General features: G+C 62.3%; 12 protein-coding genes. 8 read left to right on the top strand and 4 right to left on the bottom strand.

What is annotated here, in order from left to right; all coding sequences use genetic code 11:
- The first annotated feature begins 125 nt into the window (after nt 1-125).
- The 8 genes from nosR to G7020_RS00465 all read left to right on the top strand — a co-directional run bounded on the left by nosR (nt 126) and on the right by G7020_RS00465 (nt 9597).
- A complete protein-coding gene (gene nosR, locus G7020_RS00500) occupies nt 126-2300 on the top strand; it encodes a transcriptional regulator NosR (RefSeq protein WP_181082098.1) in 2175 nt (724 codons plus the stop codon).
- 73 nt (nt 2301-2373) lie between these two features.
- Nucleotides 2374-4290 (top strand): TAT-dependent nitrous-oxide reductase, encoded by a 1917-nt coding sequence (nosZ, locus tag G7020_RS00495; protein WP_181082097.1) that lies wholly within the window; start codon nt 2374-2376, stop codon nt 4288-4290.
- 141 nt (nt 4291-4431) lie between these two features.
- Complete coding sequence (locus tag G7020_RS00490) at nt 4432-5733, top strand: nitrous oxide reductase family maturation protein NosD (protein ID WP_181082096.1); 1302 nt, start codon at nt 4432-4434, stop codon at nt 5731-5733.
- Nucleotides 5730-6656: an ABC transporter ATP-binding protein gene (locus G7020_RS00485; protein WP_181082095.1), complete on the top strand. Its 927-nt coding sequence runs from the start codon at nt 5730-5732 to the stop codon at nt 6654-6656. The genes G7020_RS00490 and G7020_RS00485 overlap by 4 nt, the downstream gene beginning before the upstream one ends.
- Nucleotides 6653-7480: an ABC transporter permease gene (locus G7020_RS00480; RefSeq protein ID WP_181082094.1), complete on the top strand. Its 828-nt coding sequence runs from the start codon at nt 6653-6655 to the stop codon at nt 7478-7480. Before G7020_RS00485 ends, G7020_RS00480 begins: the two co-directional genes overlap by 4 nt.
- 32 nt (nt 7481-7512) lie before the next feature.
- Complete coding sequence (locus G7020_RS00475) at nt 7513-8118, top strand: nitrous oxide reductase accessory protein NosL (protein WP_181082259.1); 606 nt, start codon at nt 7513-7515, stop codon at nt 8116-8118.
- 32 nt (nt 8119-8150) lie between these two features.
- Nucleotides 8151-8327: a twin-arginine translocase TatA/TatE family subunit gene (gene tatA / locus G7020_RS00470; RefSeq protein WP_181082093.1), complete on the top strand. Its 177-nt coding sequence runs from the start codon at nt 8151-8153 to the stop codon at nt 8325-8327.
- A gap of 319 nt (nt 8328-8646) precedes the next feature.
- Nucleotides 8647-9597, top strand: a complete 951-nt coding sequence (locus G7020_RS00465; protein WP_181082092.1) for an IS110 family transposase — start codon at nt 8647-8649, stop codon at nt 9595-9597.
- Between the two features lie 116 nt (nt 9598-9713).
- On the opposite strand, the gene G7020_RS00460 is transcribed toward G7020_RS00465, so the two are convergent.
- The 4 genes from G7020_RS00460 to G7020_RS00445 form a co-directional block, all read right to left on the bottom strand.
- The gene (locus tag G7020_RS00460) at nt 9714-10829 is read right to left on the bottom strand and encodes a methyl-accepting chemotaxis protein (protein WP_181082091.1); all 1116 of its coding nucleotides are present in this window, start codon (nt 10827-10829) and stop codon (nt 9714-9716) included.
- A 120-nt stretch (nt 10830-10949) separates the two neighbouring features.
- Nucleotides 10950-12605 carry a HAMP domain-containing methyl-accepting chemotaxis protein gene (locus G7020_RS00455; protein ID WP_181082090.1) on the bottom strand — a complete coding sequence of 552 codons (1656 nt, stop codon included), beginning with the start codon at nt 12603-12605 and terminating at the stop codon, nt 10950-10952.
- Between the two features lie 80 nt (nt 12606-12685).
- Nucleotides 12686-13609 (bottom strand): EAL domain-containing protein, encoded by a 924-nt coding sequence (locus G7020_RS00450; protein WP_181082089.1) that lies wholly within the window; start codon nt 13607-13609, stop codon nt 12686-12688.
- Complete coding sequence (locus G7020_RS00445; protein WP_181082088.1) at nt 13603-13830, bottom strand: hypothetical protein; 228 nt, start codon at nt 13828-13830, stop codon at nt 13603-13605. The genes G7020_RS00450 and G7020_RS00445 overlap by 7 nt, the downstream gene beginning before the upstream one ends.
- Between the last annotated feature and the right edge of the window lie 3 nt (nt 13831-13833).

The following is a 13833-nucleotide window of genomic DNA, read 5'->3' as shown; positions in this document are numbered from 1 at the left end:
TCTGCGCTTTCATTGATGTGGCTCAATGGAATCATCTTTCCGCTGCTGGGGTTGATTGCAATCAAGGGTAAACCCTACTTGCGTCACCTACCATGCCCCGAACATTTCTGCTGGAAGTGGAGTTTATGAAGCCCCTGTGTAGTGCGTCTGCTTTTATTGGCAATTGGGGGAAGCATCTGCTGGTCGCAGTGTTCCTGATATTCACCAGCCTGACGCTGCAGGCCAGAGAGTACGAGGCCGAGCAGCAGCGCATCGCAGAGTTCTTCCCACAGGCCACGCATGTCTCCGAGCCTGAGGGCGAATATCAGGTGCGTACCCTTGCCGATGGTGTCGGCACCGTCTACGGCTATGCCTTCCAGAGTATCCGCGTCACCGATATGCCGGCTTACTCCGGCAAGCCGATCAACATGCAGATCCTGCTCGATCCGGCGGGCGCCATCGTCGATGCCTACATGCTCGAACACCACGAGCCCATCGTGCTGATCGGCATTCCCGAACAGAAGGTGCACGACTTCAACGCCCACTACGCCGGCATCAAGGTCGATCAGCGGGTGGTGGTCGGTCGTTCGAGCGACAAGAGCGCGGTGACCATCGACGCTGTGACCGGCGCCACCGTGACGGTGATGGTGATCAACGAGATCGTCATGCGCGCCGCGCACACGGTAGCCGTGGACCTGGGCCTTGTCGCAGCTGGCGCCAGTGCGCGACCGAAGATCGCCCTGGTCAACGAAGACCTCTATCAGCCGAGCAGCTGGACCGAACTGACCGGCAACGGCGCCATTCGCCGTATGCATCTGACCCGTGGCCAGGTGGACGACGCCTTCATCGGCACCGAGGCCGAAGGCATCGACGTGGCCGCGCCGGAGCAGCGTGACGAGACCTTCATCGACCTCTATGCCACCCATCTGAACCCGCCCACTATCGGTCGCAACCTGCTGGGCGAGCGCCAGTACGGCGAACTGATGAAGGAACTCAAGCCGGGCGAGCACGCCTTCGCGGTGCTGGCCAACGGTGAATATTCATTCAAGGGCTCGGGCTATGTGCGTGGCGGCATCTTCGATCGGGTGCAGTTGCGCCAGTTCGGCGACACCATCAGCTTCCGCGACCTGGACTTCATCCGTCTGTCCGACGTCTACGCCGAGGGCATGCCGGGGTTCTTCGAAATGGCGATCTTCATCGCCCGCGAGCAGTACCGCTTCGATCCAGGCTCGGCCTGGAACCTGGAGCTGCTGGTGCGCCGCCAGGTCGGTCCGATCGAGAGCATCTTCACCAGTTTCGAAATGCCCTACCTGCTGCCCGAGGCCTACTTCGAGCGTCCGCCGCTGACCGCCGAGGAACTGGCCGCCATCGAGGAAGCCAACCGTCCGCTGTGGGTCAACATCTGGTACCAGAAGAGCTTCCAGATCGGCGTGATCCTGGTCGCCCTGACGCTGCTGACCGTCATCCTCTTCATGCAGGACAAGTTCGCCAAGCACCCCAATTTCCTGAAGATGCTGCGCCATGGCTACCTGATCTTCACCGTGGTGTTCATCGGCTGGTATGCCCTGGGGCAGCTGTCGGTGGTCAACGTGCTGACCTTCGTCCATGCGCTGGTGCAGGACTTCCGCTGGGAGCTGTTCCTGACCGACCCGGTGATCTTCATCCTCTGGGTGTTCACCGCCGCGAGCATCCTGCTCTGGGGGCGTGGCGTGTTCTGCGGCTGGCTGTGCCCCTTCGGTGCGTTGCAGGAGCTGATCAACGAAGCCGCGCGCAAGCTGAAGATTCCCCAGTACGACCTGCCTTTCGGCGTTCACGAGCGGCTCTGGGCCATCAAGTACATCGTGCTGCTGGTGCTGTTCGGCATCTCGCTGGAATCGATGATGCTGGCCGAGAAGGCCGCCGAAGTGGAGCCGTTCAAGACCGCCATCACGCTGAAGTTCGACCGCCAGTGGTGGTTCGTCGCCTACGCGGTGTTCCTGCTGGTGATCAATATCTTTACCCGCAAGGTCTACTGCCGCTACGTCTGCCCGCTGGGCGCGGGGCTGGCGATCACCGGCCGCTTCCGCCTGTTCGACTGGCTCAAGCGGCGTAAAGAGTGCGGCAACCCCTGTCAGATCTGCGCCAACGAATGCGAGGTGCAGGCGATCCATCCGGATGGACATATCAACCACAACGAATGCCATTACTGCCTGGACTGCCAGATGACCTATCACAACGAGAACAAGTGTCCGCCGCTGATTGCGAAGAACAAGCGCGCCCGGCGTGACAAGAAGGCCCCAGCTGCACCGCAGTTGATCCCCGTGCAAGTGGTGGAACCCTGAGCGCGCCTCTGCGAGCCGCTCGAAACTGGTTGTTAGACCTGTATTTGAAGATGTCCCAAAGGAGCGAAACCCCATGAGCGAAAAAGATTCCAAGAACACTCCGCAAGCGCCCGAAAAGCTCGGCCTGAGCCGCCGTGGCTTCCTCGGCGCCAGCGCGGTAACCGGTGCGGCAGTCGCTGCCACGGCTCTCGGCGGCGCGGTAATGACCCGCGAGTCCTGGGCACAGGCGGTCAAGGAGTCCAAGCAGAAAATCCATGTCGGCCCAGGCGAACTGGACGACTACTACGGTTTCTGGTCCGGTGGCCACCAGGGTGAAGTGCGCGTACTGGGCGTGCCGTCGATGCGCGAGCTGATGCGTATCCCGGTGTTCAACGTCGATTCGGCTACCGGCTGGGGCCTGACCAACGAAAGCCGCCACATCATGGGCGACAGCGCCAAGTTCCTCAACGGCGACTGCCACCACCCGCATATCTCCATGACCGACGGCAAGTACGACGGCAAGTACCTGTTCATCAACGACAAGGCCAACAGCCGCGTTGCGCGTATCCGTCTGGACATCATGAAGTGCGACAAGATGATCACCGTGCCGAACGTGCAGGCGATCCATGGTCTGCGCCTGCAGAAGGTTCCGCACACCAAGTACGTGTTCGCCAACGCCGAGTTCATCATTCCGCACCCGAACGATGGCAAGGTCTTCGATCTGCAGGACGAGAACAGCTACACCATGTACAACGCCATCGATGCGGAAAGCATGGAGATGGCGTTCCAGATCATCGTCGATGGCAACCTCGACAACACCGACATGGACTACACCGGTCGCTTCACTGCTGCCACCTGCTACAACTCGGAGCGTGCCTTCGACCTGGGCGGCATGATGCGCAACGAGCGCGACTGGGTGGTGGTGTTCGATATTCACGCCGCCGAGGCTGCGGTCAAGGCGGGTGACTTCATCACACTGGGCGACTCCAAGACGCCAGTGCTCGATGGCCGCAAGAAAGACGGCAAGAACAGCAAGTTCACCCGTTACGTGCCGGTACCGAAGAACCCCCACGGCCTCAACACCTCGTCCGATGGCAAGTACTTCATCGCCAACGGCAAGCTGTCGCCAACCTGCTCGCTGATCGCCATCAGCATGCTGCCCGACCTGTTCGCCGACAAGCTGAAGGACGAGCGTGACGTGGTCGTCGGTGAGCCGGAGCTGGGCCTCGGCCCGCTGCACACCACCTTCGACGGTCGCGGCAACGCCTACACCACGCTGTTCATCGACAGCCAGGTGGTCAAGTGGAACATGGAAGAAGCCGTGCGCGCCTACAAGGGCGAGAAGGTCAACTACATCAAGCAGAAACTCGACGTGCACTATCAGCCGGGTCACCTGCACGCTTCGCTGTGTGAAACCAGCGAAGCCGATGGCAAGTGGCTGGTAGCACTGTCCAAGTTCTCCAAGGACCGTTTCCTGCCGACCGGCCCGCTGCACCCGGAAAACGACCAGCTGATCGACATTTCCGGCGATGAAATGAAGCTGGTGCATGACGGCCCGACCTATGCCGAGCCGCACGACTGCATCATGGCCCGTCGCGACCAGATCAAGACCAAGAAGATCTGGGACCGCAACGACCCGTTCTTCGCCCCGACTGTCGAGATGGCCAAGAAAGACGGTATCAACCTCACTGCCGACAACAAGGTCATCCGCGACGGCAACAAGGTCCGGGTTTACATGACTTCCATGGCACCGGCCTTCGGCGTGCAGGAGTTCACCGTCAAGCAGGGCGACGAAGTCACCGTGGTCATCACCAACATCGACCAGATCGAGGACGTGTCCCACGGCTTCGTCATGGTCAACCATGGCGTGAGCATGGAGATCAGCCCGCAGCAGACCTCTTCCATCACCTTTGTCGCTGACAAACCCGGTCTGCACTGGTACTACTGCAGCTGGTTCTGCCATGCACTGCACATGGAAATGGTCGGTCGCATGATGGTCGAACCGGCCTGACGCAAGGGCCGTACTCGTGGGGAATGGTTTGGCGCGCGATACGCTCTTGCGCCGAATCGGCCCCACGATTTCCAGCACGGCGACTCTTGCAGGGTCGCCGTGCTGCATTATTCGCCTGGATGCTGAAGAAGGTAATTAGCTGTGCTCGGATTTCAGGCTACCCTACCCCTGGCGCTTTTGGCGCTGATACTTTCCAGCGGCACCGCTCTGGCGGAACCGCAACCCATTACCGCTCTGCCGCTGCAGGCAGAGGGTGACAATCGCTGGATGCTGCCCGCCGGCGAATACAGCGGACAATTTCTGCTCGACCAGCCAATGACGCTCGTCTGTGCGCCGGGAGCCGTGATTCGCGGACAGGACCGGGGCAATGTCCTCACCGTGCGTGCGCCGGACGTGACCATCGAGGGCTGCGAGTTGCGCGAGTCGGGCCGCGACCTGACCCACATGAATGCGGCGATTTTTCTGGAACCCACCGCCACTGGTGCGGTGATCCGCAACAACCATCTGCAGGGCGCGGGCTTCGGTATCTGGAGCGAGCTCAATCAGAATGTGCTGATCGAAGGCAACCGCATCGAAGGTGAGCTGAGCCTGCGCTCTCAGGACCGCGGCAACGGCATTCACCTGTTTTCCGTCAAGGGTGCCCGCGTGCTCGACAACCATGTCTGGCATACGCGTGACGGCATCTACATCGACAACTCCAACGGCAACAGCATCGAGCGCAACCTGTTCGAGGACCTGCGCTACGGCGTGCACTACATGTTCTCCCACGACAACCGGGTGATCGGCAACGTCACGCGCCGCACCCGCACCGGCTACGCGCTGATGCAGAGCCGCAAGCTGACGGTGATCGGTAATCGCTCCGAGCAGGATCAGAACTACGGCATCCTGATGAACTACATCACCTATTCGGTGCTGCGTGACAACTTCGTCACCGATGTCGAGCGTGGCGACACCGGTGGCGACAGCATGATCAGCGGTGGCGAGGGCAAGGCGCTGTTCATCTACAACTCGCTGTTCAACATCATCGAGAACAATCACTTCCAGCGCAGCGATCTGGGTATCCACCTGACCGCAGGCTCCGAAGACAACCGCATCACCGGCAACGCCTTCGTCGGTAACGTCCAGCAGGTCAAGTATGTCGCCATACGCACCCAGGAATGGTCGGTCGACGGGCGCGGCAACTACTGGAGCGACTACCTGGGCTGGGATCGCAACGAAGACGGGCTGGGCGATATTCCCTACGAGCCCAACGACAACGTCGACCGCCTGCTGTGGATGTACCCGCAGGTGCGCCTGCTGATGAACAGCCCCAGCATCGAAGTGCTGCGCTGGGTGCAACGCGCCTTTCCGGTGATCAAGTCGCCGGGGGTGCAGGACAGCCATCCGTTGATGAAACTGCCTACCGAGAAACTGATGAACACAACGCAGGAGCCCAACTCATGAGTGCTGTAGAGATTCAGGGCGTCAGCCAGCGGTATGGCGACATGACCGTATTGCATGATCTGAACCTGAGCCTGGGTGAAGGCGAGGTGCTGGGGCTGTTCGGCCATAACGGCGCCGGCAAGACCACCACCATGAAGCTGATCCTCGGCCTGTTGCAGGCCAGCGAGGGGCAGGTGCAGGTGCTGGGGCGCGATCCGCGCACCACTGACGTGCGCCGCCAGATGGGCTATCTGCCGGAGAACGTGACCTTCTATCCGCAGCTGACCGGTCGCGAAACCCTACGCCATTTCGCCCGCCTGAAAAGCACGCCACTGGGCCAGGTCGATGATTTGCTCGAACAGGTCGGCCTTGCTCATGCGGCGGATCGTCGGGTCAAAACCTATTCCAAGGGCATGCGCCAGCGCCTGGGGCTGGCCCAGGCCGTGCTGGGTGAGCCGCGACTGTTGCTGCTCGACGAGCCCACGGTGGGCCTCGATCCCATAGCCACTCAGGACCTCTATCAGTTGGTCGACCGTCTGCGCCAGAGCGGCACCAGTGTGATTCTCTGTTCCCACGTACTGCCCGGCGTGGAAGCGCACATCAACCGTGCGGCGATCCTCGCCAAGGGGCGCATGCAGGCCATTGGCAGCATCAGGCAGTTGCGCAGCGAAGCCGGTTTGCCGACGCGCATCCGCGCCAGCGGTGTCAGCCACAGCGAGGCCTGGCTGGAGCGCTGGACCGCCGCCGGCCATGCGGCGCAGCGCCATGGCGCCGATGGCGTCGAGGTGATCGCCATCAATGGCCACAAGCTGCCGTTGCTGCGTGAGCTGCTCGGCGAAAGCGAGCCTGATGATGTGGAGATCCACCAGCCTTCGCTGGAGGACCTGTATCGCTTTTACATGGAACGCGCCGGTGACGTGCGGGTTGCGGAGGGCACTGTATGAATCAGGTCTGGAATATTGCCCGCAAGGAACTCAGCGATGGCCTGCGCAACCGCTGGCTGCTGGCGATCAGTCTGCTGTTCGCCGTGCTCGCAGTCGGCATCGCCTGGCTGGGCGCGGCGGCGTCGGGGCAACTGGGCTTCACCTCGATCCCGGCGACCATCGCCAGCCTGGCGAGCCTGGCCACTTTCCTCATGCCGCTGATCGCGCTGCTGCTGGCCTATGACGCCATCGTCGGTGAGGATGAGGGCGGCACCCTGATGCTGCTGCTGACCTATCCGCTGGGGCGCGGACAGATTCTGCTGGGCAAGTTCGTCGGCCACGGCCTGATTCTGGCGCTGGCGGTGCTGATCGGCTTCGGCTGCGCCGCCGTGGCGATCGGGCTGCTGGTCGAGGATATCGAGCTGGGCATGCTGGTCTGGGCCTTCGGTCGCTTCATGATCTCCTCGACGCTGCTGGGCTGGGTATTCCTGGCGCTGGCCTACGTGATCAGCAGCAAGGTCAGCGAGAAATCCAGCGCCGCGGGCCTGGCACTGGGCGTCTGGTTCCTTTTCGTGCTGGTCTTCGACCTGGTGCTGCTGGCGCTGCTGGTGCTCAGCGAGGGCAAGTTCAGCCCCGAACTGCTGCCCTGGCTGCTGCTGCTCAACCCCGCCGATATCTACCGCCTGATCAACCTGGCTGGTTTCGAAGGCGGCAACGCCATGGGCGTGCTGTCGCTGGGCAGTGACCTGCCGATGCCGGCGGCGGCGCTCTGGCTGTGCCTGCTGGTATGGGTTGGTGTTTCGCTGCTGGCCGCCTATGGCGTGTTCCGCCGTCGGCTGACCTGATCCCGTGAGCTGCTGAAGGAAACTGAACGATGATGAAAGCGATGTATGGAAAGGCTGCTGGCGTGCTGGTCGCCCTGCTGATGCTGGGACTGGCGGGATGCGGCGAGAGCGAGCAACCCCGGCAGTCGCTGGAGCCGGTGGGCTTCCACGCCGATGACGAGTGCCATGTCTGCGGCATGGTCGTGCTCGACTTCCCCGGCGCCAAGGGGCAGGCGGTGGAGAAGGGCAGCGTGAAGAACTTCTGCTCCACCGGCGAAATGATCGGCTGGTGGCTGCAGCCGGAGAACCGCGTGCTCGATGCCAGGCTCTATGTGCACGACATGGCCCATGGCAGCTGGGAGCATCCCGATGATGATTATCTGATCGACGCCAAGACGGCCTGGTATGTCGCCGGCACCCAGCTCAAGGGCGCCATGGGCGCAGTGTTGGTTTCCTTCGCCGACGAGGCCGCCGCGCGGAAACTGGCCGACGAGCACGGCGGGCGGGTGCTGCGCTTCGAGGAAATCGACCAGGCGGTGTTGCAGGAGGCCTCGGGCGTGGAGCATATGAGCCACGAAGAACACATGGAGCACATGCAGCAGATGGAGCGGATGGGGCACGAAGCGCCCGATCACGAACATGACCATGCCGGTCACTGAGCGATTACAGACAACTCGATGAGGTGAATGAAATGATGGGTATCAGCATCTGGCAGCTTCTGATCATCCTGCTGATCGTGGTCATGCTGTTCGGCACCAAGCGCCTGCGTGGCCTGGGATCGGACCTGGGCGGCGCCATAAGCGGCTTTCGCAAATCGGTAAGCGAAGGAGAAAGCACCCCCGAGCCGGTCAAGCACGAGGTCAAATAGACACGCATCTGTGAGCGGCCTGCGGGAAGCGGCCTGTGGGAGCGGCTTCAGCCGCGAACGGAACCGCGCGGATGGTTCGGGCATCTCTTCGCGGACAAGTCCGCTTGTATGGCGTTAGGGTAGGAGCCTGTCGGGGGTGGAGGGACAAAGTCCGCTTCTGCAAGCCAGACGGTGGGAGACTTCCCCCATCCACGCGCTCACGACAAGCGCCGATAAGGAATCCATCGGATTGAGTGGCTGCTCATACCGACAATACCGGCAAGCCTGCGCCATTGTGAGCCCCGACAGGTGATCTTCATCTTCCCCGTCGGAGAGCGCCATGACAAGCCAAGTTGCAGTTATCGGAATCGATGTGGCCAAGGAGACGCTGAGCGTCTGCGATACGCGGTCTGGTGAGGTGTTCGAGCTAGCCAATGACCGTCGCACGATCAAGGCCTGGCTCAAGACTCTACCTGGGTGCTGCGCCATCGCTATCGAAGCCACAGGCATCTACCACATGGATGTTGCGACCCTGGCTCATACCAAGGGGCACCGGATTTACGTCATTAACGGCTTCCGCCTGAGCAACTATCGCAAGGGCATTGGTGGGCGAAACAAGGACGACCGTAGCGACGCCCAACTGTTGGCCCGTTACCTGTCTCATGAGCAGACTCAACTGGATCCCTGGCAACCGCCGAGCAAGGCGTACTGCCGCTTGCAGACGTTGTTACATCGTCGGGCAACGCTCGTTCGTAGCGCGACATCGCTGCGTCAGAGCTTCTCTCAGGACCGCACACTGGCCAATGCACTGAAGCCGGTCCTCAAGCGTATGGCCGTCCTGGAGCGGCGTTTGGAGAAGGCGATTCAGACAACTCTGGACGAGGCCGGCCTGAAGGAACAGAGCAAGCGCTGCCAAGCCATCGAGGGTATTGGGCCTCTGACTGCTGCAGCGCTGAACCTGGCGTTTCTGCGAGGGTACTTTCGCAACAGCGACGCCTTCATCGCATTTCTGGGACTGGACGTGCGGCTCAAGGAGTCTGGCCGTTACAGCGGTCGACGGAAGCTGACCAAGCAAGGTGATCCGGAGATCCGCCGGCTACTGCACAACGCCGCCATGTCTGCAGCCCGCACCAAACGATGGAAGGAAATCTATCTGGGCTATCTAGCACGCGGACTGAAGAAAACCGAAGCTTTGACCATCCTGGCCCGCAAACTCGCCCGAATTGCCTTTGCCCTCATGCAGACGCAGACGGCCTACCAACCACAGGAGGTGAGGCCGTCGTTGACATAGAATCTCCCACAGGGTATGCGGTGCGCACGGGCTGTTGGAGGGGCCTTGGCCGCGAATGGAGCCGCGCGGATGGTCGGCATCGCTTCGCGGGCATGGCCCGCTCCCATGTGGGTTTGTCAGGTATGGTGCAGCAAGCCGGGGTTGGTTTCGCCACTCATCGCCATGCGTTCAAGCCCGTCGAGCACTTCAAGGCTGGCGCTTTCCATGTTCTCGACCGCCTTGAGCGTCGCCGTGCTATCGCCCGTGGCGTTGGCGCGCAGCGCGGCGAGAGCGGCGTCATGCATGATCCGGTGGGGCTGCTCGATGTCCCGATAGCCCGGTAGATGGGCATACAGGTTCTTGCCTTCACCCTGGTAGTACCAGGTGCCGAGGCGGCAATGGGTGTGGGGCGCGAAACTGCCTTCCTCATCGTGGCTGATACCGAATAGCACCTTGTAGACGCGAAACTTGTAGATGAGGTGGTCCATCTTGGCCAGTTCGCAGAAGCTGCGCAGCGCCGAGGCGGAGACCGTCAGCTCGGTGGCCGATGACATCTCCAGCAATTGCCGCATGGTTTCCGCCGCCGCCTGGCCGTCCTGGCTGAAGGTGGCCGAATGCTTGGCCAGGATGGAAATCTGGTCGCGGCTTTGAGCGCTGTCACCGCGGATCTTTTCCACCAGCGTGGTGATTTCCGCAGTGGCTTCCGCCGTGCGCTGAGCCAGCTTGCGTACCTCATCGGCGACCACGGCAAAACCCCGCCCGGCATCGCCGGCACGCGCCGCCTCGATGGCCGCATTCAGCGCCAGCAGGTTGGTCTGGTCGGCGATCTCGCGAATGATCTGCAGGATGCCGCCGACCTTCTGCGCCTGGATATCCAGCTCTCCGACCTGGAGCGAGGCCTCATGCGAAGTCCCGGCGAGCGTCTTCAGATCGACCGCGATCGAGTCGATGGCCTGGCGGCTGACCAGGGAAATGCTCTGGACATTGACGGCGCGCTGCTTCTCCTCGCTCATGCTGGAGGCCATGCCGGCAAGCGAAGCCTGGGTCTTTTCCAGGGTCTGGGAGAAGGTTGCGAGATGAGTGACCAGATCGGCGACTTTCTGCCTGTCCGCCCGGCACAGCGAAGCCGAGCGCTCTGCCTCTTCGACATGGAGGTTGGCGGCTTCAAGCGCGGCGGTAGCCTCCGACAGGGCCTGCTTCAGGCGCAGAATTTCCTTTTCCGAGGTTGTGTCCCGACTCCAGCATAGTTTCATGATTCACCTGAGGTTGAATATGTTACGGCCCCAGCGTCCATGGATAAGCGCTGGGGCCTGTTCGTTATCGGTATCGTTTTCGGTTGGCCGCAGACCAGATGTGACTGCGCAGTAGAGGAGTCAGATACGAAACTGCCCTACCAGTCCCTGCAGGCGTTCTGCCAGGCGCGCCAGTTCTTCGCTGGCGCCAGCCGTTTGCTGCGCGCCCTCGGTGGTCTGTTCAGACATTTGGCTGATGTTGGTGATGTTGCGGTTGATTTCTTCTGTCACCGCGCTCTGCTCCTCGACGGCTGTGGCGATCTGCGCGTTGAGATCGCTGATGGCCGTGACCGCATGAGTGATGTTGTCCAGCGCGGCGCCGGCTCGGGTAACCTGCTCGACCCCGGAGCTGGCCATGTCGCGGCTCGACTCCATAGCCGCCACCGCTTCGTCGGCGGCTTTCTGCAATTGTTCGATGACTGCGCGAATCTCCACCGCCGAGTCATGGGTGTGTGACGCCAGTTTGCGCACCTCATCGGCAACCACGGCGAACCCCCGACCGTGTTCGCCGGCGCGTGCGGCCTCGATGGCGGCGTTGAGCGCCAGCAGGTTGGTCTGCTCGGCGAAGCCGCGAATCACGCTCAGCACCGAGCCGATGCGTTCGCTGTGTTCCTCCAGCTGATGAATGATGTTGGCGGCGCCCTCGATCTGCCCGGCCAGCGACTCGATGACCTCTATGGTGCCGGTCACCACGTTGCGCCCGGTGTCCGCTTCCTGGCTCGCTTCGTGGGCCCTGTGCGCCGCGCCGGAGGTATTGCTCGCTACCTCGTGCACCGTGGCGCTCATCTCGTTGATGGCGGTCGCGACCTGATCGGTTTCCAGTTGCTGCTGATGGAGGTTGCCGCTGGTCTGGAGGCTGATGGCCGAGGTTTCCTCGGCGGCGGCTGCCAGCTGGCTGGTGGCGTCGGCCAGTTGGCGCACCATGGCCTGAAAGCGTTCGCCCATGTGGTTGAAGGAGGTCGCGATATGAGCCAGCTCATCCTGGCCGTCATAGTCGATGCGGGCGGTCAGGTCGCCTTCGGCCATCCGGGCACTGGCAGCGTCGACTCTTTTCACGGCATGGGTGATGCCGGTAATGGTGGCCCAGGCCAGCAAACTGGTCAGGCCGATGGCAAACGCTGTCAGGGCGAGTACGACATTACGGATGAACTGGTACTTGGCCAGGCTGCCTTCGTATTCCGTCTGCGCATCCTGCAATTGCTGTTGCAGCAGACGCGCACCGGCTGCGGAGACTGCATCGAAGGTGGGGTTGGCGACTTTCAGCAGGGTGATGTTGCCGCTGGTAAAGCGGCCTGCCTTCATGTCGGCGATGACAGGTCTGAGGCCTTCGTCGAGAAACACCTGGCGTTTGGCCGCGAAATCCTCGGCCAACCTGCGTTCCTCGGCGCTCAGGTCGCTAGTGATGAAGTGCTGCCAGCGTTCGTTGATGGCCGCGATATTACGCTCGATCATCTCGAAGTGCATGTCGAGCGGGTGGTCATGCAGACTCTCGAAGTGGCCGGAAGGGTCATGCTGCAAGGCCAGCAGCAATTGCGCCCGGTTGCCATGGATCATCTCCAGAATCTGGCCGATCTGGCCGGTGGGCTCCAGCTTGTGGCTGAACATGTGGCGGAGCGAGTCGTTCGAGTTGCCCATGCCGGTCAATCCCAGCAGGCCGGTGGCGATCAGCAGCAAAGCGGCGAAGACGACGAGGACGATCAGGCGGATCTTGATGGTGAAGCGTGTGAGCAGGTTCATTCGAGCACTACAACCCTTTGGCTTTCATAATTGTTCTTGCCGCTCCTCAGGTAGCCGGAGCGTCTTCCGATAGGGCCGGGCTATGCCAGGCCCGACCACCGTTCAAGCGCCTCGGCGGCTGGGGCGGGGCGCCCGAAGTGCCAGCCCTGTACATACTCGATGCCCAGTTCGGCCAGCAGACTCGTCGTATCTTCCCGTTCCACGCCCTCGGCAATTATTCGGCAGCCCAAGGCGTGCAGGGTCGCCAGCGTCTCCCGCAGCTCGGTGAGCAAGGCGGGGCTTTCGCCAAGGCTGTTGACGATGGTGATGCAGAGCTTGACGAAGTCGGGCCGCAGTTCGCGTGCGGCCTGCAGATCGGCGAAACCGCAGCCGGTATCGTCCAGCGCTACCTGCGCGCCGCTGGCATGCAGCCGGTCCCTGGTCGGGAGCAGTTTTGCCGCCTGGCCCAGCGGCAAGTGTTCAGTCAGTTCCACGAGCACGCCGGGACGTGCCAGCAGGGTCTGCACATCGGACGCGGCCAGCACCGGTTCGCTGACATTGATGCTGAGCAGCAGATCCGCGGCGATATGCTTGCGCCAGGCAAGTGCGGCCCGGATACAGGCCTTTTCGAGTTCGTGACCGAGGCCGCAACGGTAGGCGGTATCGAACAGCCGGTCGGCGCGTTCCAGTCCGGAGCCCGCCGGGCCGCGCGCCAGTGCCTCGAAGCCCAGCAGACGGCGATCACGCAGACGCACCAGGGGCTGCAGGAAGATGCGCGGGCCGCTGCCGTCGAGCAGTTCGTGCAGGCAGCGTTCGTCGGCGTCGCAGACGGCTTCACGCTCCGGTCCGTGGGCGTCGCATGCTTCGCCTGCGCGCAGTGCCGTGGCGTCGGCGCCGTGCAGCAGGCTGCCTTCGAGGCCGGCGAGGCGCGCCGTGGCCGTGCCGAAAATATTCCGCATCAATACGGCGCCCTGGACATTGGCCGCCGCCAGAATGCTCCGTGCGAAATCATCGTCGCTCAGCAAGTCGGCACCCGCAGCGCAGCGAAAGGGGCGTGCCCACTGGCCTGGCGCAGGCCGGGGATTTGCGGCAGCGCCTCGATGCGATGATGCTGCAGCAAGGCGTCGAGCATGGCCGGCAGGGCGTTGTCCAGCTTCGCGGTGGCCGCTTCGGTGGCGGCTACACCCATGGTTTCGCGCAGCGCCTGCAGGCCATGCAGGTGAAAGAGCAGGCAGTGATCCGGCATGCT

The organism is Stutzerimonas stutzeri (genome assembly GCF_013522825.1).
Lineage (GTDB): Bacteria > Pseudomonadota > Gammaproteobacteria > Pseudomonadales > Pseudomonadaceae > Stutzerimonas > Stutzerimonas stutzeri_AK.
Note: the sequence above shows the minus strand (reverse complement) of the source record. Positions and strands in the feature narration are given on the sequence as shown.